The sequence below is a fragment of the Paenibacillus sp. S150 genome (genome assembly GCF_019352175.1).
In the GTDB taxonomy this organism is placed as follows: Bacteria; Bacillota; Bacilli; order Paenibacillales; family Paenibacillaceae; genus Paenibacillus_AQ.
This window is the reverse complement of sequence record NZ_JACBYI010000013.1, coordinates 13,535-32,349: the sequence shown is the minus strand read 5'-3', so window position 1 is coordinate 32,349 and position 18,815 is coordinate 13,535. Positions and strand designations below refer to the sequence as shown.

Below are 18,815 nucleotides of genomic sequence, written 5' to 3'. Positions count from 1 at the left end.
GCGGTCAGGAGGTGAGGCTAAGCCCGATCATGCCGATGATCATGCAGAGCAGTGCAGCCAGCTTGCCCGCTCCGGCAGATTCGCCATAGAAAAGGATACCTGTCAGGATCGCTCCGCAGGAGCCGATGCCTGTCCACACAGCGTATGCCGTTCCGACAGGAATAGAGATCAGCGAGCGGGACAGGCAGTAAAAGCTGAGCGCCAGCGCAGCCAGCGCCGAGACCGCAGGCATCAGCCTGCTTAACCCCTGTGACCGCTTCAGCAAGGGAACACTGGCTACCTCGGACAGGCCTGCAAGGACCAGCAGCAGCCAGGCCATCAGGAGCGCTCCCTCTGACTGCCGCCGGCATCAGAGCGCACTTCCGCCCCCGGCAAAAGGCGTGCCTGCCTTGCCGGACCCGGCGCAGCGCTTACAGCCGGCAGCGCCTGTTCAGCGTCCGGGACCGTTGACTCCGCAGGCTCACTTGGGCCTGTAGGCTCCAGCTCAGCGCCCGGGACGGTCAACTTCGCTCCAGCACCCGGGCCTGTTAACTCCCGCCCGGCGCTTTTGCTCATTAACTGCGGTGCCCCGATGGGGGCCGGCTCCCCTTCCCCGCCTTCAGCCCTCCCGCCCGCTTCACCGGCGGTCAGCTTAAGCCCAAGCATGCCGCCGAGCAGCAGCATGATGAAAAATATCCGCCAGCCGCCGGCGGGCTCGCCCAGAAGCAGCATTCCGGCAGCAGCGGTTCCCGCCGCGCCGATTCCGGTAAATACCGTATAGGCTGTCCCCACGGGGAGCAGCGCTATCGCTTTTACATAGAAAGCATAGCTAAGCCCAATGCAGCACAATGCAAAAACACTCGGCCCCGGGAGGCGGAATCCGTCACTGCGCTGCAGGCCGACCGCCCATAGCACATCCAGCAGCCCCCCGGCGGCCACGAAAAGCCAGGCAGTGCGGCCGTGGAATTTGGGTGCAGAGCCTTCTTCGAGTGGCTTCATATCTATTTTCTCCTTAAGCGGTTTGAACGGTCTAACCGATGAACTGGAACATGGAGCACAGCGATTTGATCGTTTCCATCATTTCTTTTTCGATCAGCGACAGATGATGGCGTTTGGTCCAGGCCAGAACAATCGAGACATCCAGCTCTGTATCGGAAATATCCAGCGGCACAATACTTCCCTTATCCAGAAAATAATCGCTCATGAACTTCGGGGCAAAGGCGGCGCATAGATTCAGGGAAATGACATTCTCCAGCATGGGAAAGCTGTCCAGCCGGTAGGCCACGTTGAAATCGCCATATGTTCTCAGCAGCTCGGAGATCCAGCAATCGGTGGCAAACTCCGTATTGTACAGGACCAGCGGCTGGGCCAGCGCCTCCGTGAGTGTCACTGATTTGTTCGCAGCCAAAGCGGAATCCCGGCTGACGAGCAGCACCAAGCGGTCCCTGAACAATTCCCGGAGGCAGAGGTCCTTCTCCCCGGGCTGTCCGCAGGTTTTCATCACAACACCGAAATCGGCTTTGCCCGCCGCTATGTCACGCAGATTGTTGTTCGATTCTCCGACCTTCATCAGCACATTGACATTGGGGTGCTTGTATTTGAACGTAGTCAGCGTGTTGACCATGATGGTGTTGCTGATGAACGGCTCGACGGCAAGATGGATGCTTCCGGTCATGGAAAGGGTGCTCTCCTCAGCCAACGCTTTGATATCCTCCAGCAGGTCGATGGCCTCCATCGCTTTTTGAATAACGGCCTGGCCCGCATCGGTTGGGTGAACCCCTTGGTTGGTGCGCTTGAACAGTGGAATTCCGAGCTCAATTTCCAGCTTGGACACGGATGAGCTCAATGCCGGCTGAGAAATATAAGAGCGTTCGGCAGCCGTTGATATCGAGCCCGTTTGGGCAATCGCCACAATATGATAGAGCTGTTCCAGACGCATAGCCTCTCCCTCTTTACGTTTAGTAGCCTCATTATATAATGATAAAACCAATGTGACTACTAGGAAAAAGAGCTGCAGATTTGTCCGCCTTCAAAAAGCCTATGGCACCCATTGCCCTATTTTATCCACCAATACCTCCTTCGGGTGAAAGCCTCCGATCCGCAGCTTGACCTCTCCACCCAGAAACAGCACGAGCTGAGGGATGCCTCTCAGGCGCAGTCTTTGGAACAGGGGCCGGTATTTGCCGGCATCCACACCGTACACATTCATCCGGCCATGAAAATCGTGGGCAACCGCCTCGGCGACCGGAAAAAGCTGCCTGCAGATTTTACAGCGCCGCGACCCAAAGAACACCAGTACGGGCTGACCGCTGCCGAAGGTCAAGTCATCGAACTCCCTGTCTGTGATATGAGGAATCCGCTTACGCGGAATCTCCGTGCGCATCCTACGCTCCGCCGCCTGTTCCTGCTGCCACCGGTGCTGCGGGTTCCCCGGCGCGCTCTGCGGATTCTTCCTCTGCCGCAGCTGCGGACAGAATCTGATAGAGGATTCCGCCCTCTGCATTCTTTGGCACCGGCGAGCCGGTCAGATGGCAGATTGTCGGCACGATATCCACCACTTTGACCTTGCGGTCGATAACTTCCCCGCTTTTCACACCGGCTCCGAGGGCAATGAAGAGGGCTTTCATCGAGTAGCCCAGCAGGGTATGGTTGCTGAGCCCGTTGCCATGGCAGCGGGTAAAGTCAGGCTCCAGAATATAAAAGATATCGCCGACGTTCTCACCGCCCAGCCCCACAACCTCCATATCATTGCGGTTCAGCGCAAAGCTGATCACTCTCCGTCCCGTCTTCGGATCACGGTAGCTGTACAGGTCGTTGATGATTTGCTCCACCGTCTTGTCCACATCCGCCGGATCCACAATCCCCTGCGGGTCGCGGCCCTTGACGTTCAAATAGATGTAGGTCGCGCGCTGGGCAACCGCAGTGGTGCGGCTCCAGTCAATCTCATAGCTGCCCGCGCTCTCCTTGAGCTGCGTATACCCAAGCTCGCCGAGAATGCCGACATTGATGCCCCACATATCGCCGATGAGCGGATGATCCGTTTCCGGGTTCTTCGCCACACCCGCATGATCCGAAACGATGAACGCCGCTGTGTCTTCATCCAGCCGGTCCAGCAGAGCGCCGATGAAGCGGTCGCTGATCTCATAGATCTGATAGATAAGCTCCTGGTAACGTTCATATTCCGCTGACGCAGCAGGCAGGGTATGGTCGAGATAAAAGTGGTTGAACATGTCAATTCCGTGCATATGCGTATAAAACAAATCCCAGTCATTGGTATCAAGCAGATGGCTGATCGCATCCACATGCCAGCTGTACATTTCCGCGATCGACTCCAGCAGAACCTGATCGGCCTGCGGACTCAGGCGGCTGTAATTGGAAGGCTGCAGCATTGGACCAACCTTGCTGTACAGCTCTTCCCCGACGCTCTGCGGGTAGAAATATTTCCCTGTCTTCAGGTCAAGCACATACGAGGAATAGAACTTGAAGCTCTCGCCCGCCGGGTCCAGCTCCAGCACGCGGATTTTGTAGGCTACGGGAATGGCGGCCCCGTCGATCGTGTAATTGTCGTAGATCCAGCCGCTCCATTCGTCAAGGGCCGCTTCGCCGAGCGGCGTTTCCGCTCCCTTCGAGGCATAGATCTGAATCCGGTTATATACGCCTCCGTTGTCGGCGACCAGTAAACCGTAACGCCGCGCCTGTCCGTTGTTCACCGGAACCGCGAACTCCCGCGCATGGGCCGGAGCGGCTGCCCAGCCTTCGGCAGGCCTCAGCGGTGTAATTATCTGGTCTGCCGTCGGCACATCGGCGGACAGCTCCCCGTCCTGGGTGGTGGTTACCAGCCCCGGCTGCGCGTAGCCGTAGCCTTCGTAGGTATCCTTGCTGATCTCCGCCTTCTGCGAGGTTTCCTCGCCTTCAAACCGGCAGTTCGCTCCCGTATTGTCCACCACATGGGGAATTTCGGTCAGGCCGAAATCACCGGTGCGGCCTTCGTACACTTTTTCATAATCGATATATCCGCGGAGATTGGTATAAATGCTGGTTCCGTCCACATAGATGGCATCCTCCACCTGAGGCGGCCAGGACGTCGGATAGTTGAAAATAATGCTCTTCTTGCCCGCTCTGGCGTAAGCCTGCCAAATCGTCTCCGCCTTCAGCAGCCCGGAGTCAAAGCCGTAATCCAGCACATCCAGCTCGTTGCCGAGCGTATGGTTCCAGAAGCAGGTAATCCCGTGGGTCGCAGGATAAGCACCCGTCGCAATCGACGCCCAATTCGGCGGTGTAATCGCCGGAAGCACACTCTGCATGCCCAGATCGACGGTCGTCACACCGGCATCGATCGCTCTTTTGAAATTAGGAAGCCTGCCCTCCGCCACATATTTGCGGATTACCGCCGGGTCGGCGCCGTCAAGGCCCAGCAGCATTACCTTTTTCGCCTTTTTATTGCTGTCTGCCATCTTTTCACTCCGTTCACGGGTAATTTAGATATTCCAATAAGTTAACTCGGAATTAACCTCTGAAGCTATTATAGACGGCTGCCGGTGCGCTTGTTAAATAGACGTTGGTTATACCAGTATAAGCGGCGCCTATCCCCGGAGAAGAGAGGCACTGCGGGGCTTTCGGCGGACAAGAGCTTCTGTATCAGAACTGCTTCCCAACTTATACATGCCTTAACCGCAACAAAAGAAAATTCATAATTGCCTGCACAAAAAGAACAACAAGGTACCCCGCCTCACGGCATCGGGTACCTTGTTGTCTTCAACGGGCGGGCTGCCGTTGTAAATGAATCATCCGGCTGGCATAATCTCCGCTCAGGGACAGCGGCAGGCCCAGATTCATCAGGGTGGAGCCGTGCCACAGGGTCTGCGTCAGACCCTCCGCCGCTTCCATGCTGTAGACCGCATCCGGGTCCAGTCCCCGCAGTGTAATTCTTTGCTCCGAATACCCGAAATGCTGGGCCTGCCGGAAGGCAAAGACAACTGTCTCCTGACGGTCCGGGCTGACATACTGGCCGGCCGCCAAGCCCCCTTCGCGCACTGAGGCCAGACGGTAGAGGCTGCCTTCGGCTATCACATGACGGATTTTTTTGTACTGCGCCACAAACCGGGCTGCCTCCGACAGCTCCGCATCGCTCCACTTGCCGATATCGGCCCCGATTCCAAGTCCCCCCATCATGGCGCTGTGAAAGCGGAAGGCGAGCGGAAGGCTTCTGCCGTTCATGCCATGCGGCGATTCCGTCACCCAGCACATCATCACGGACGGGCTGTACGCATAGCAGAAGCCTTCCTGAATCAGCAGCCTGTCGAGGGCATCCGTATTATCGCTGATCCAGGCTTGGTCCGCATACCGCAGCATGCCCAGATCGATTCTTGCGCCGCCTCCTGCGCAGGTCTCGAATTCCACCTGCGGGAACCGCTGTCTGAGCTCGGCCCAAATCTCGTACAAATGCTCCACATGCCTGATCCATACCGAGTCCCCGGCATGCTCCGCGAGCGGGAAGGCGCCGGGCTCCGTGACCGTCCGGTTCATATCCCATTTAATGAAAGAAATATCATAGGAGTCCAGCAGCTCTGTCATAAATTCAAGCACAAAGGCCTTGACCTCGGGATGGCCAAGATTGAGCATCAGCTGGTTGCGGAGCAGTGTGCCCTCACGGTTCGGGAACTGATAGACCCAATCGGGATGCTGCCGGTACAGATCGCTGTCCGGATTAACCGACTCCGGCTCCACCCACAGACCGAAATCCATGCCGAATCCCTTGACTTCATCAATCAGCTCCTGCAGCCCCAGCGGGAACTTCTCCGGGTTCACGGTCCAATCGCCCAAGCCGGCCATGTCGCTGTTTCTGGCGCCGAACCAGCCGTCATCCACCACAAACCGCTCCACGCCGAGGCGGGCGGCCTGTCTGGCCAGCTTCTTCTGCTCCTGAACGTTCACCGCAAATCCGGTCGCCTCCCAGGAATTGTAGAGCACCTTCCGGACCCGCCCGCCCGGAAGAATATACCGGCTCTGATAGAGGTGCAAATTCCGGCTCATCGCGCCGAAGCCGCCGGAGACGTACCCGCCCGTAAAGACGGGAGAGGAGTAGACTGCCCCCGGCCCCAGCTCAAAGGCTCCGTCGAAATCATTGATGCCGCCCAGAACGTGCAGACGGCCGAAGTTTGATTTCTCGGCAGTGATTTTCCAGTTGCCGCTCCAGGCCAGCGCTCCGAACCACACCTTTCCCGTCTCTTCATCAGCCCTCCCGTTGTCGACCGCGAACCAGGGATTGCTGTGCGGTCCGGTGAAGCCTCTTCGGGATTCCAGCACCCTCCTCCCCTCGGACAGCGGCTGAGATCTGAGCTGGTATTCACCCGCCCAGCGTCCCGTAACATGAGTCAGGCGGTAATCCCGCAAAGGCGGAAGCGTCCAGGAAGCGGCCATAGCCTGAATAACCCGCACAGGCGTGTCTCCGCCGTTGAAAATGCGGACATCCCGTTCAATCAAGTCAACTTCCGGTATGGCCGTATACCCAAGCTCCACCCGCAATGGATAATGGTCATCCGACAGCCGGATGCTGATGCGGTTCTCCGAGACGAGCTCGCAGCCCGCATAGCGAAGCTTCAGATCACGGACGCCGTCGGAGAAATGGACATGCAGGCAAGGCTCGGCGTAATTGCCGCCTCCCCTGCCCCCGTACTCCGCCTGATCACTGTTCAAGTCATTGTCAAATGAGCTGTGGGTGCGGATGGCAAGCAGCGGGGCGCATTCCCTGGCCTCCACCGGCTCCCCCCAGTACAGGTGCTGCAGGATGCCTTGTTCATTCACGCCAAATACATAAGAAGAGCGCTCCGTGCGAAGCTCAAATATATTCTCTTGTTCCCAATAATGGATGCCCACGTAAATCCTCCTTTTTTTGAGCCGCCGGTAATTTTGTCCTTTGAGCGCACCGGCGGCGGTCCCTTTGACAATAAGTGGGTGCCGCACCATTGGATCTGCCTTCCATGGGAGCTCCCAATACGGCTCAGGACAATTTTTGCCCGGAGGCTCCGGCTCATAACCGGCAAGCTGCCCGCCGGGGTAAAGCTCCCGGGTAATCCCCCCGCTATATAATCCGGACCGAAAAGTTAAGAATGGCCCGGCATGAAGCTGTTGCCGGTTCAAAGCTCATTCAAGTGAAGGTTCCGGCGTATCTTATCCTGTAAATAACGCTAAAATACAATCATGTAACAAATCCTCATTTGTTATCTGGCTTAAATGCGAAAAAATTCAAGTTCAATTTGTATCATCGACCTTCACTTCCAGATACCACCGGTACCGGCTGCCGGGTCCGGCCTCCGCGGCCCCGCCCCGCCGCACCGCCCGCGCCAGGCTGTCCATCCGGCCCGTCGCCGGTTCAAGCGCCAGCTGATAATTTCCGCCGAACCCGCCGTAGTTCGCCCACACTGCCAAATACGGCACCTGGCCGGCCGGAAAGCTGAACGTAAGAGCCTCGCCCGTCGCCGGGTCGCGGATTCCGGCAAAGCCGGTCTTAAGCCTGCCGGTAAAATAATACTTTTCGGCAAAACGGCCCTTCTCCGCCTCAACCATGCTTAAATCGGCGGTACCGACGGAGACCTCTGCCAAGGGCCAGGGCCGCTTGTCCCCGGCTGCACCCAGGCGCTGTTCTGCCGAAAAGGCGACTTCGATCTCGTCCAGGCCGTCCGGAACCAGCAGCCGCATCCCTTGCCGGATACGCAGCAGCGGATGGGCCGCCCACAGAAAGGAAAACGGCGCTTCCGAACGGTTCGTCAGCGTATAATCAATCCGCAATATATTCTCCGAGGCAAAAGAATACACTTTTTCAAGCAAATAAGGAAATTCCACTCCTTCTACCGCACAGTGGAGGGCAGTCCCGGCAATGCAATGCCTCCAGCGCAGCGCCCACACCTCGCCGTGGTCGGGAACGGGACGGCCTTCCCAAGGGGGAAGCGGGTATCCGCAGGCATCAATGCCGGGGAACATTTCATCCCAGCCGCTCTCGTCTCCCGCGGCAAAGGAGGAGCCGTAGCCTTCATTGCCCAGCGGCTTCCCGCTGCGCCACAGCCATTCCCGGCCCGTCCTGCGGCTGCGCAGGGAGATGGCCTTAGCGCCAAGTCCGGGGATGACGCAGACCGAGATCAGGCCGGTTTCCCCGGTCCAGGCGGCATGCCCTTCCACCTCGGATTCCTGCCAATTAACCATGCCCGGGCCGCTCACCGGCACATTTCAAGATGAATCGTCGCTCCCGGATGACCCGGCTCAAGGCCAAGCACCTCGGTGAACCGGCCCGCCGCTTCTTCCTTCCGCCCCAGACCGAGCAAGCCAAGTCCCAGCATATAGCGGCAGTGAATTTCGTTCCGTCTGTTCAGGTCATCCTCAAACACCAGGAAATCCGGCAGCGAAACAGCAAAATAATCAAAGGCCATTTCATCGAACAGATGCTTCTCCGCGTAGTCAACCAGCTTATTGAAGCGCCGGGACGCCTCCTGCTCCACGCCAAGCTTCTGCCAGGCCAGACCCTGATAGAAAATCATATCCGGCGGCTGGTCATTGTAATACATCGCTCCGGCCGGTTCCTCCAGCCCCTGCGAGGCGGCTCTCCAGCAGCTCTCCGCCTGTTCCCCGGCCTTCAGCCCTTCGTGCGCACAGCCCAAATAATAGTAGATGTTATTCTCCTGTGCTCCGTCCAGCCTGCCTTCACCCAGATTTCCGGGATATACGAGGGCTTTGGACAGCAGCGCCGCCGCCCGGCTGCAGTTGCCTTCCTTCAGCAGCAGCTTCCCCCATTCCACATGCGCCAGCACATATTGACCGGTCACCTTGCCTTCTCCGCCCTCCCAGGGATGGAAAATCCGCGTTTCGAGCGCATGAATGGCCTCCGGGTACCGCCCAAGGGCATTCAGCAGCGTGACAAACTCCAGGTAAAGGTCATCCCGCAGCTCGACCAGCGGCTTGTGCGCCTCCAGCTCCGCGAACCGCCAGTCAGCGGCACGGCCCAATTTCTTGTACAGCTGGTCCAGCTCGTAGAATACACGCGCATCCGCGGGATTCAGGCTGAAGGCCTGCTCCAAGGATTGGAGCGCCGCCTGCGGGTCCTTGCGTTTGTTGCAGTACGCCAGCGCCAGATTGCGGTGGACGGTTGCAAAGCCGGCCCGGAGCGACCGGGACGCTTCCCAGCAGGCAATCGCATCCTCCGGGCGTTTCTTGTCATACATCCAGTTGCCCAGATAATAATTCGCCATTCCGTCCTGCGGGTCAGCAGCTATGGCGCTCTCCAGCACGATCAGGTCCAGCAGGGTGTTCGGGAAGCAATAATCCGGCAGCGCGGCCTGTCCGGCCTGCCGGTGCGCCAGGGCAAGCTCCGGGCGGCCGGCTTCGCTGTAGGCATACCCCAGCGTATAATGCACCATCGGATAACCGGCGGCTTCCGCACCCGGCACAATCCGCTCCATCACCGTTATGCCCTCGCCGAACAGCCCGGAGCCGATGTAATCGGAGGCCAGCTGCAGGGTATTGTGCACATCATCCCGCATGAAGAGCCGAAGTCCGGCGAGCGCTTCCTCCGCCTGTGCCGCTTTGCCCAGGTCCAGCAGCGCCGCCCACCGTTCATTGGCGGCCCCGAAATCGGCGGGGTCAAGCGCAAGCGTCTCCTCCGCCCAGGCCAGCGCCTTCGCCGGGTCTCCCAGCCTGCGCAGCAGCGCCGCCTTCAGATGGCGGGCTTTATAGTTACGGCTGTTGCGGATAAGCGAGCGCTCGACAAGTTCCAGCGCTTCGGCGTAACCGCCGCGTCCGCAGGCGATGCCGGCGAGCGTGAAATAGCCGCTGTCCTGCCAGGCCGCAGACCATACCGCTTTGTACAAAGCGGCAAAGGCCTCGTCTGTCCGCCCCTGCAGCTTCAAGGACAGGCCGAGCTGGTAGTATGCCTCGCCGTCGTAAGGATTCGGGTTGCGCCAGACCAGCGAATTCACCGCCTTGCGGAAATGCTGCTCGGCAGAGGCGAACAGCCCGCGGCGCAGCAGCAGCGTGCCGTAAGCCACATTGATCCGGATGTCCCCCGGGTCGCGCTTCAGCCCCTCCAGGTAGTACGCCTCCGGTTCAAAGGTCGCATGGCGGTACTGCTCCAGGTGCAGGCCGGCCAGATACAGCTGTTCGTTCGTAGCCAGCTCCACAGGCTTCGGCAGCGGCTTGGCGGCAGCGGGAACCTGCTCAATGGACGGCTTGGCCGGACGGTAGGCGATCAGCTGCCGTCCTTCCCTGGTGCGCACCGTTACGGTCAGATCATGCGGACGGTCGTCTCCATCCAGCGGAACAACCGCCTTATACGTCGATTCCGGGGAGAGCAGCACAGCCTCGGACCGGTAGGTCCGGCTCCGGCCCTTGAGCTCTACCACCGCCCCTTCGAACACCGAGGTGGCATAGGCCAGCACCGCCGCCGTGCGCGCTCCGGGATCAACCTCAAGATTGACCGCCGCTTCAACCGAAGCGTTCTTGACCACGCCGATATCCTTGTACGGCATGAAATATTGCTTGAAGGACTTCTCTTCATAAGGCTGCAGCCAGGTGAAATCCGGCTGGTTATCGGTGTACACTCCGGTCATCAGCTCAATATAAGGGCCGTCCTCATCGGTCAGATTCCGGTCCCAGGCCCGGCCGAACTCCCCGTTGCCCCAGGTCCATTGCTTCTTGCCCGGCGAGACATGATGGTTCGCCACATGCAGCAGTCCGGCCTGTACCCCGTGGTCATAGCCCCCGACGAAATTATAATCCGACTTGTAGGCCATATAGGAGGTCGGCACCGGAATATTCCTGTAGCGGGAAATATCGACGCCGGCGGAATAATCCATCTTGTAATAGGTGCCCGTCGCAACCGGAAACCGCGACACATCCCGCTTGCCGTGGTCAAAGACCGCCGTTACATCCGGCGGGAACACGGACTGGGTATGGTCATTGACGGCAACGGCCGGATTGGCCCACCACAGGAAGCTCTGCGGCTCCGGCGTCCCGTTGTACAGCTGCGCCGAGATCTCCAGATAGGCCTTGCCCGGATACAGCGTGAAGCCGGCGGTCACCTTCGTGCCGTTCATCCGGTCGATCTCGCTGACCCACACCGTGGCGCTGCCGCCGCTCTGCTCCAGCCGGTATTCCACCGGTCCGAACGTATTCGGCCGGTGATGCTGCGGCCAGTTGAATTCGATGCCGCCGGAAATCCACGGTCCCGTCAGGCCGACAAGCGCGGGCTTGATCACCCGGTTGTAATACACAAAATCATAATTGTTCGTTTTGTCGAGCGCCCGGTAAATCCGCCCTCCAATCTCTGGCATCACCTGAATTTGCACAAACTCATTCTCCAGAAATACGATCCGGTACGGCTTCATTACCTTCCGGTCATGAATTTTATCAATGACGGGGAGCGGGTATACACGGCCGGAGCTGCCCTGATAGACCCGCTTCTCCAGAAACATCGGATTTTTGTCGGGCTGGCCTGTTTCATAGGTGGGAATCCCAACGGTTTCCTCCCATATTTTCACTTCTGCCGGGTTTGCCATGGCTGCCATCCTTTCCAGATAAGAAATTCTCCTGCTATACCTTATCTTACGGATCAACGCATGGGGAGACCATTGATTATTTCATGATCATACTGGATTATATTATGATTATTATCCGATTTAGAGTTTGACAAGCGGGGGCTGCGGAAGCATAGTATAACTATGGAAAACATTCGTATTCAAGAGGGCTTCAGCTCGCAGAAATTAATCGTCCTGCCGGACCATATTATGAAAGAATACGCACAGCATCCCTTGATCCGCCCGCTGCATATTACGGATATCGGCTACTTCCCCCACGCGCTGCACCACTACCGTGAACGCCCGGAGGGCAGCGGGGCGCACATAGTGATCTATTGCACTGAAGGGGAGGGCTGGTACCGTCTCGACGGCAGCAAAGTGCAGGTGCTGCAAAAAGGCTCAGCCGTTGTGATCCCTGCGCAGACCGCGCATGAGTATGCTTCCTCCGAAGAGCATCCCTGGAGTATTTACTGGTGGCATATGAAAGGAGAGAACGCCGCCGATTTTTTTCCGGATGTTGACGGACATGCAGAGCCCATCCCGGTTCCGGTCGAAAAATCGCTTAAAATCGTGGAGCTGTTCGACGAATGCTATGAGCTGCTGCAAAAGGGATATTCCTTGAACCATATCATCTATGTATCGCAGCTGGCCTGCCATTTGGCCGCCATTCTGCGGTTCTCCCGGCTTCAGCCGCTCAGCAGCCTCCAGCAGCGCAATAAGCACGATATTGAACGCACGGTGAGGTACATGACCGGGCATCTGGAGGAGCATATATCACTGGGCGATTTGGCGGCGCAGGCCAATCTCTCGATCCCGCATTTCACGCAGCTGTTCAAAAAGGCTACAGGCTACCCGCCCATCGACTATTATCTCCGGCTGAAAATTCAATTGGCCTGCCAGCATCTGGACCTGACGGAACAAAGCATCAAGGAGATCAGCCACCGGCTTGGGTTCGATGACCCCTATTATTTCTCCAGGCTGTTCAAAAAAATAATGGGCAGCTCCCCCTCTGAGTACCGGGAGACCAGAAAAGGCTAACCAGCCCGGGTACCGTCCGCAGAGGTCAGGAGCGCCGTCCGTCTTCCCTTTCCCCCCCGGCACCGTGGTAATCCCTGTACTCCTGGGGGGTGCGTCCAACAATCTTTTTGAACAAATATGTGAAGTATGCCGAGGTTTGAATACCTACCTGGTCGGCCACTTCATATACCTTGATGCCGGGGTCCTGAAGCAGCTCGCGAGCCAGCCTGATCCGGGTCTCCTGGACAAAGTCGGAGATCGTTATGCCCATTTCCTTCTTGAACAATACGCTTAAATAGCTGGCGTTGAGGTTAAACTGCTCCGACAACTGCTTGACGGTCCAGTTCTCCCGCACCCTTTCCTCAATGAAGCACGCCACCTTGCGGATCAGATTGTGCTGCTGATTCATATGCTCATTCTTGTCAATGAGCATATAGCGGCCGACATATTCAGCCAGCACCTCGACAATCTGGCCGGTATTGCCGGAATCCAGCAGTTGCCGCCACATAAGCATGTTGCTCTCCCCGTCCGGCCTGCCGCCCCATTTGAGCGACCGGATCAGCTCGCTGAGGAAGCTCATGCCGAAAGCCTGCACATACGAAAAGGAAACGGGGCCCCGCTCCCGGGACAGCAGCAGGTCAAAAATGCGGTTCAAGCGCTCCATGGCTCCGGCGGTATCGCCGGATTCCATCAGCTTGACCAGGTCCGGCATCAATTCCTCGCGCAGCCGGTAATCCTTAAACTCCGCAGAGTCAAGCTGCTCATAGCGGGCAATCTGGCCATCCTCTATCAGGCGTGACTGCGCCATCATAAATCTGGCCTCCTTGTAGAGAAGCGGGGCGTCTTCCCAGCGGCTGCCCAACCGGCTGCAGCCGACGGTAACCGTCGAGCCGCATTGCTCCAGCATCATCTCCTGGATAAACCGCAGCTGCTTCTCCATCCTCGCCCGGTCCTCCGCCGCCGAATTAAGCTCCAGGACCACAATTTCATCAGGAGCTGTCTGTGCCGGGAACAGCAACGGCTCCAAATCGGAGAGCCCGATATCAACCGTTCTCCTGAATACGCTCCCCAGCAGCACCCGCTCCTTCGCCTCTTTACCCGGGGCAAGGAAACGGTCCAGGCTAAAAACAATGATCCGGATTCCCTGCTTGACCGCCGGAAGCTCCAGCAGGCGTTCCCATGAGGCCAGCATCTCATCCGTTTGCGCAATACCGCCGATCAAATCGGCGGCGAAGCGCTCCTTCGCCAGCTTGATGCTTTCAGACACCTTTTTCTCCAATTCGCTGGTCTGCTCGATAATCGCATTCATCTTCTCCAGTGTTCCCCGCATGGCTGCCAGACGGCTTGAGACCTCCTCCGGCTTCAGCGGCTTCAAGACGTAGGCCTGCGCTCCGACATCAATGGCATCGCGGACAAACTCAAACTCATTGTAGCCGCTGATCATCAGAACCTGCAGATGAGGATGAAGCGCTTTGGCTCTGGCCACCAGCTCAATCCCGTTCATTCCCGGCATGGAGACATCCGTAATCAGCACCTCAAACACCGACCCGCCGAGTATTTCCAGCGCTTCCCCGCCGGACTCGCAGGTCACCGGCTGTTCGTAACCAAGCTCCTCCCACTTGATATAACGGACAAGCCCCTGAATATTGGAGGGCTCGTCATCGACTATCAGCACGTTCAGCATGTTGTATCCCCTCCCCTGGTGTCAGCGGCCCGGAGCAGGCGGGGAACCGGATGGAGACCCGTGTCCACCGGCCTTCCTCGCTCTCTACTTGCAGTGCCGCTTCGCCGCCAAAATAAAGGGCCAGCCGTTCCCTGATATTGGCGGTTCCGAATCCGTTCCCTTTGCCCTTATAGCTTCTTCCCTCATTCATCGCTTGCAGGGAATCCTGCGGAATTCCCTGTCCGTTATCATACACGGACATCCGTATATCCCCGCTCCTGAGCAGTACGGATATTGCAATCACCGCATCCTTCTTCCGGGTAATGGAGCCATGCTGATAACAGTTCTCCACAATCGGCTGCAGAATCGTTTTGACCGTATAGAAAACCCGGGCCTCCGGGTCAATCTCCCATTCCACACGCACCCGGCCCGGATACCGCAGCTGCTGGATCTCCATATAAGCCTTAACATGCTCCAGCTCCTCACGGACAGGCACCACGCTGATCCGGTTGTTTAATGTCAGCCGGTAAAAGACGGTCAGGGCGTCAATAATCCTTATTTGCTCGCCGTCCTGCATATCCAGCGCCCGCCAGCGGATCAGGCTGAGGGAATTATAGATGAAATGGGGATTGATCTGCGCCTGCAGCGCCCTGAAGGCCTGTTCCTTCTCCTGCAATCCGGCCTTCCTGATATCCTCAACCAGCTTGCCGAGCTGGCCCGACATGAAATTGAAGACGCCTTCCAGCTCCCCCAGCTCATCCTGGCCGTAGCTGCGCAACGTCACGGCAAATTCCCCGCGCGAAAGATCGCTCATGCGGTTGCCCAGCCTCCTTATGCGCAGCACGATGTTCTGGATGATGGTCAGCATCAGGAAGATCGACAGCATCAGGAAGAACGCGGTGATGCCGACTATGAGAACAAGCACTGTCCAATCCTGGCCGGTCATATACCGGGTATGTATAACTGCCACGGTAGTCCAGCCTGATGACAGCGGCTTGCCCAGGACCAGCGCCTTGGTGCCGGCCGGGTCGTATATCCCCGGTTCATCCCGAAGCTGCCCGGGGCCCGTTCCATCCGGCAGGCGCATATAGCGGCCAATCCGCTCCTTCTCCGTTGCGGCAAGAATCTGCTGCCCCTGATCCACGACGTACAGGCTGCCGCTGTTGTTGAACGGCCGGCCCAGCAATTCGCCGAATACGGTATCATAGTTCAGCAGAATGTACACGGCGCCCAGGACATCTCCGGTTGGGCTGATGATTTTGCGGGAGATGACTATCCGGTCGGGATTACCGGGGACACTGCTCCAGCGCAGCGCCTCCGGTGCCTGGGCCACAGCGTTGAACCAGTCCCGCTCATCCATACCGGCGAGCATCCGGGGTTCGGGCCTCCACAGCAGCTGCCCATCCTGAACCAGTGTTTCATTGGTATGATAAATCCGGAAATCGGCAATTCCCGGCAAATATTTACTGGTAATCAGGAAGGTCCGGTCCACATAATTCACCGTATCCACAATCTCTGCACGATCGGTGTACTCCCTTCCAAGCCGGGCCACCAATTCGCCGTCTGTGGCGGTGCGGACAGCAAGCAGATCATAGCTTTGCTTGCCGAAATCGATATTGCGCGCCGTTTGCCTCACCGTTTCGTCCGCGTTGATCAAATAACTGTGGTGGAAGCTCCGGATGACCAGATAAATCGCGCCGCTGCCCAGAATTAGCGTGGGAATCAGCAGAATCATGACATACATGATGAAGATTTTGCCGCGCAGGTTCATTCTTCGGGTGAAGCCGATAATGGTTCTCTCCAGCCATAGCCGCAAGGCTCAAGCCTCCTTTCACAGCAACAGCAATGCTGTCCCGCAATGCTTCCCTCAAGCAGGAATAAACGGGAAGCCTTCCCGACGCGGAAAGGTTCCCGTTATCCTATATGCCGCCTTGCCGGTGCCTTCAACAAGAACCGGAACCTCTAGCTGCTGGACAGGCTTTGCAATTCCTCGTGCCATTCCTGCTTAAGCCCGCTCCAGTGCGCACGCTTCTCCAGTGCGGACTGAAAATCCGTCCAGACCTGCTCAAATTGCGCCTCATCGCCGGCCATGATCAGCTTGGCCTTGTACTCCTTGCGCACATTTTCCAGCTCGGGCAGATATTTCTCCCATAGGCCGCCCGGCTTGGCTTTCACCATATCATAATCCTCGGCTACACGGATACCGCCCATCTTGCCGAGCGCCTCGGTGAATTCAATGGTCTTGAGCCTCCCCTCCGGTTCGGTGACGCCGTAATTCCACCACGGATACCACTCGTTGCTGTAGGAAGAGACGGCGTAGAGCTCGGGCGTTGTGCTGGCCTTCTTGGCCTGATCACCGGAATTACGCAGCTGCTGGTAATTTTCATCCGTATACAGCCATTTTCCGAGCGGCTGGTCCACCCAATCCCAGAACACGCCGGCCGGGCCTTCATTTACCACCTGCTGCTGCTCCGGCTTCTGCTGCAGCGTGTAGTCGAAGAAGGAGAGGATCGCCTCCAGATTCTTTGTATTTTTGTTGATATATACATCATTGGCCGGATACGGATTGATGATCTGATTGGCTCCGACACCGTCCACACCGCTGATCTGCGGATACGGAATGGCCTCATAATACCAGGCAGGTTCCGTGGGTCCGTCCAGCACCTCCCACAGGGTAGCATCCATGTTGAAGAAACCGCCCGCATTCATGGCTATGCGGCCGCTTTTGTTCTTTTCCTTGTAGCGTTCCTTCTTGTCCGTAATCGCTTCCGGGTCCATCAGGCCTTCCCTGTACATCTTGTTCATCCACTGGTAGGCGGCTTTATATTGGGGATTGTCATAAATAAACTGGTAGCCGTCGGCATTCTTCTCCACCGGAATGACGCCGCCTGCGGAGCCAACGGTCACGCCGAAGGTGCTCAGAATCACATTTTCATCATTGGCATCGGACAGAAAGCTGAGCGGAAGCAGGTTTTTACCCGCTGCGTCCTTTTGCTCCGCCGCCAGTCTGAAATATTTTTCCACACCGTCCATAGTCTTCAGCTCATCCTTGGTCATACCCGTCTTCTCCAGCACATCGGCACGGATGAACCAGCCGTAGGAAGCCCAGCCCGGCCACGGGTCCTCCGGGTTCTGGTCAAACCAAGTCGGAATCGACCAGATATGTCCGTCGGCATCCTTCATTTGCTCCAGATACAGCCTCGGAATTGCGGCAAGCCCCGGATATTTGTCCGGCATATCGAAATACTGCTCCAGTGAAAGAACACTGTTCGAGCGGATCATTGCGTTCGTTACCACATCACCGCGTGCGAATATCGCCGCATCCTCAAAGCCGCCGGTATTCAGCTTCAGATTCAGCTCGGTCATGGCATCGCCCTGTGTAGCCTCAAGCTGTACGTCAACGCCCGGCTCCTGTTCTCTCCAATACTTCTGGACCATGCTGTCATTGTTGAGCATCGCCGGCCAGCCCAGCCACAGCTTGAAGGTATTGGAGGCCCCGGCCCCTTCACCCGCCGGCTCGTCTGCCTTGCCCGAGCAGGCCGTCAATCCGGACAACAGCACGGCCATGGCCAGAACCGCCGCCCCCTTGCTTCTCCATGTATGCAATTTCACGGTATGCAACTTCACGATTTGTCCCCCTCTTGATTCAGAATTGGTATCAAAATTTCCTTATACCCGGTGCACATTTCCTTGCTTCCTCAGCCTTTAACGGAGCCGATCAGCACCCCTTTGACAAAATACTTCTGCAAAAAAGGATACACGCAGAGGATGGGAAGCGCGCTGACCATTACGGTGGCCATCTTGACGGACATTAAGGTCACATTGGAGAGCATGCTTCCCCGGGCCAGCGCTTCCTGATTGTTGTTCGAGCCGAGAACCGCCGAGATATCCTGGGCCGACAGCAGCTGCTGCAGGAAGGTCTGCACCGGAATCAGATTCTGGTCGGTCACATAAAAGGCCCCGGCAAACCAGTCGTTCCAGTGCCAGACTGCGGTGAACAGGCCCAGCGCTGCCAGCATGGGCTTGGAGAGCGGCATCACGATGATAAGCAGAATCCGCAGCGGATTCGCGCCGTCGATTTCAGCCGATTCGATCAGCGCCTCGGGAATGCCCTGAATGAACTTCATCATGACAAACATATTCCAGGCCGAGAACGCCGAAGGAATGATGTATACCCAGAACGAGTTGAGCAGAGACAGGTGGTTAAGCTGGATATAGAGCGGAATCAATCCGCCGCTGAACAGCATGGTGATCAGGACATAGCCGAGAATCTGCCGTCTGAGCGGCAGCTGCCGGTAGGACAAGCCATAGGCCGCGAGAAGCGTGACCAGCAGCCCGATAATTGTCCCGAGCAGGGTCCGGAAGACCGTAATCAGGTAGGCATGGCGGATAACGGCGTTGCCGAGCACGATTTCATAGTTGTACAGGGTAAATTCCCGCGGCCACAGATAGACTCCGCCTTTGGCGGCATCACTGCCGACGTTCAGCGAGACAGCCAGCATATATAGAAACGGATAGATGACCGAGACGCAAAGGAGGGTCAGGAGCAGAATAATGACAAGCTGTGCGGCCTTGTCTTTTGTTGAGGTTTTCAT

General features: G+C 57.5%; 13 protein-coding genes. 1 reads left to right on the top strand and 12 read right to left on the bottom strand.

Going from position 1 to position 18,815, the window contains the following annotated elements; translation table 11 throughout:
• Positions 1-4: 4 nt before the first annotated feature.
• The 8 genes from HYD27_RS14055 to HYD27_RS14020 form a co-directional block, all read right to left on the bottom strand.
• Entirely contained in the window at positions 5-319 is a 315-nt protein-coding gene (locus tag HYD27_RS14055) for a DMT family transporter (RefSeq protein ID WP_219216101.1), read from the bottom strand.
• The gene (locus HYD27_RS14050; protein ID WP_219216099.1) at positions 319-978 is read right to left on the bottom strand and encodes a DMT family transporter; all 660 of its coding nucleotides are present in this window, start codon (positions 976-978) and stop codon (positions 319-321) included. Before HYD27_RS14050 ends, HYD27_RS14055 begins: the two co-directional genes overlap by 1 nt.
• A gap of 31 nt (positions 979-1,009) precedes the next feature.
• The gene (locus tag HYD27_RS14045) at positions 1,010-1,918 is read right to left on the bottom strand and encodes a LysR family transcriptional regulator (protein ID WP_219216097.1); all 909 of its coding nucleotides are present in this window, start codon (positions 1,916-1,918) and stop codon (positions 1,010-1,012) included.
• Positions 1,919-2,017: 99 nt separating this feature from the next.
• Positions 2,018-2,362, bottom strand: coding sequence for a thioredoxin family protein (locus tag HYD27_RS14040; RefSeq protein ID WP_219216095.1), 345 nt, complete (start codon positions 2,360-2,362; stop codon positions 2,018-2,020).
• 1 nt (position 2,363) lies between these two features.
• Positions 2,364-4,433: an alkaline phosphatase family protein gene (locus HYD27_RS14035; RefSeq protein WP_219216093.1), complete on the bottom strand. Its 2,070-nt coding sequence runs from the start codon at positions 4,431-4,433 to the stop codon at positions 2,364-2,366.
• 301 nt (positions 4,434-4,734) lie between these two features.
• Positions 4,735-6,855: an alpha-galactosidase gene (locus tag HYD27_RS14030; RefSeq protein WP_309242066.1), complete on the bottom strand. Its 2,121-nt coding sequence runs from the start codon at positions 6,853-6,855 to the stop codon at positions 4,735-4,737.
• A gap of 375 nt (positions 6,856-7,230) precedes the next feature.
• Positions 7,231-8,178 (bottom strand): aldose epimerase family protein, encoded by a 948-nt coding sequence (locus HYD27_RS14025; RefSeq protein ID WP_219216088.1) that lies wholly within the window; start codon positions 8,176-8,178, stop codon positions 7,231-7,233.
• Positions 8,179-8,189: 11 nt separating this feature from the next.
• On the bottom strand, positions 8,190-11,531 hold the full coding sequence (locus HYD27_RS14020; RefSeq protein WP_375373917.1) for a DUF5107 domain-containing protein: 3,342 nt from the start codon (positions 11,529-11,531) through the stop codon (positions 8,190-8,192).
• Positions 11,532-11,684: 153 nt separating this feature from the next.
• Between HYD27_RS14020 and HYD27_RS14015 the strand changes: the two genes are divergently transcribed.
• Positions 11,685-12,578, top strand: coding sequence for an AraC family transcriptional regulator (locus tag HYD27_RS14015; RefSeq protein ID WP_219216084.1), 894 nt, complete (start codon positions 11,685-11,687; stop codon positions 12,576-12,578).
• Positions 12,579-12,603: 25 nt separating this feature from the next.
• Here the strand turns inward: HYD27_RS14015 and HYD27_RS14010 are convergent, their stop codons facing one another.
• The 4 genes from HYD27_RS14010 to HYD27_RS13995 form a co-directional block, all read right to left on the bottom strand.
• Positions 12,604-14,241, bottom strand: coding sequence for a response regulator (locus HYD27_RS14010; RefSeq protein ID WP_228745127.1), 1,638 nt, complete (start codon positions 14,239-14,241; stop codon positions 12,604-12,606).
• On the bottom strand, positions 14,216-16,036 hold the full coding sequence (locus HYD27_RS14005; RefSeq protein WP_228745126.1) for a cache domain-containing sensor histidine kinase: 1,821 nt from the start codon (positions 16,034-16,036) through the stop codon (positions 14,216-14,218). The genes HYD27_RS14010 and HYD27_RS14005 overlap by 26 nt, the downstream gene beginning before the upstream one ends.
• A 146-nt stretch (positions 16,037-16,182) precedes the next feature.
• Positions 16,183-17,847 (bottom strand): type 2 periplasmic-binding domain-containing protein, encoded by a 1,665-nt coding sequence (locus HYD27_RS14000; protein WP_309242065.1) that lies wholly within the window; start codon positions 17,845-17,847, stop codon positions 16,183-16,185.
• Positions 17,848-17,918: 71 nt separating this feature from the next.
• Complete coding sequence (locus HYD27_RS13995; protein ID WP_219216082.1) at positions 17,919-18,815, bottom strand: carbohydrate ABC transporter permease; 897 nt, start codon at positions 18,813-18,815, stop codon at positions 17,919-17,921.

Excerpts from the sequence above, each read along its gene's own strand:
- HYD27_RS14025 (WP_219216088.1), bottom strand. The coding sequence starts at position 8,178 with ATGGTTAATTGGCAGGAATCCGAGGTGGAAGGGCATGCCGCCTGGACC.
- HYD27_RS14010 (WP_228745127.1), bottom strand. The coding sequence starts at position 14,241 with ATGCTGAACGTGCTGATAGTCGATGACGAGCCCTCCAATATTCAGGGG.
- HYD27_RS14045 (WP_219216097.1), bottom strand. The coding sequence starts at position 1,918 with ATGCGTCTGGAACAGCTCTATCATATTGTGGCGATTGCCCAAACGGGC.
- HYD27_RS14015 (WP_219216084.1), top strand. The coding sequence starts at position 11,685 with ATGGAAAACATTCGTATTCAAGAGGGCTTCAGCTCGCAGAAATTAATC.
- HYD27_RS13995 (WP_219216082.1), bottom strand. The coding sequence starts at position 18,815 with ATGAAAACCTCAACAAAAGACAAGGCCGCACAGCTTGTCATTATTCTG.
- HYD27_RS14055 (WP_219216101.1), bottom strand. The coding sequence starts at position 319 with ATGGCCTGGCTGCTGCTGGTCCTTGCAGGCCTGTCCGAGGTAGCCAGT.
- HYD27_RS14035 (WP_219216093.1), bottom strand. The coding sequence starts at position 4,433 with ATGGCAGACAGCAATAAAAAGGCGAAAAAGGTAATGCTGCTGGGCCTT.
- HYD27_RS14020 (WP_375373917.1), bottom strand. The coding sequence starts at position 11,531 with ATGGCAGCCATGGCAAACCCGGCAGAAGTGAAAATATGGGAGGAAACC.
- HYD27_RS14040 (WP_219216095.1), bottom strand. The coding sequence starts at position 2,362 with ATGCGCACGGAGATTCCGCGTAAGCGGATTCCTCATATCACAGACAGG.
- HYD27_RS14050 (WP_219216099.1), bottom strand. The coding sequence starts at position 978 with ATGAAGCCACTCGAAGAAGGCTCTGCACCCAAATTCCACGGCCGCACT.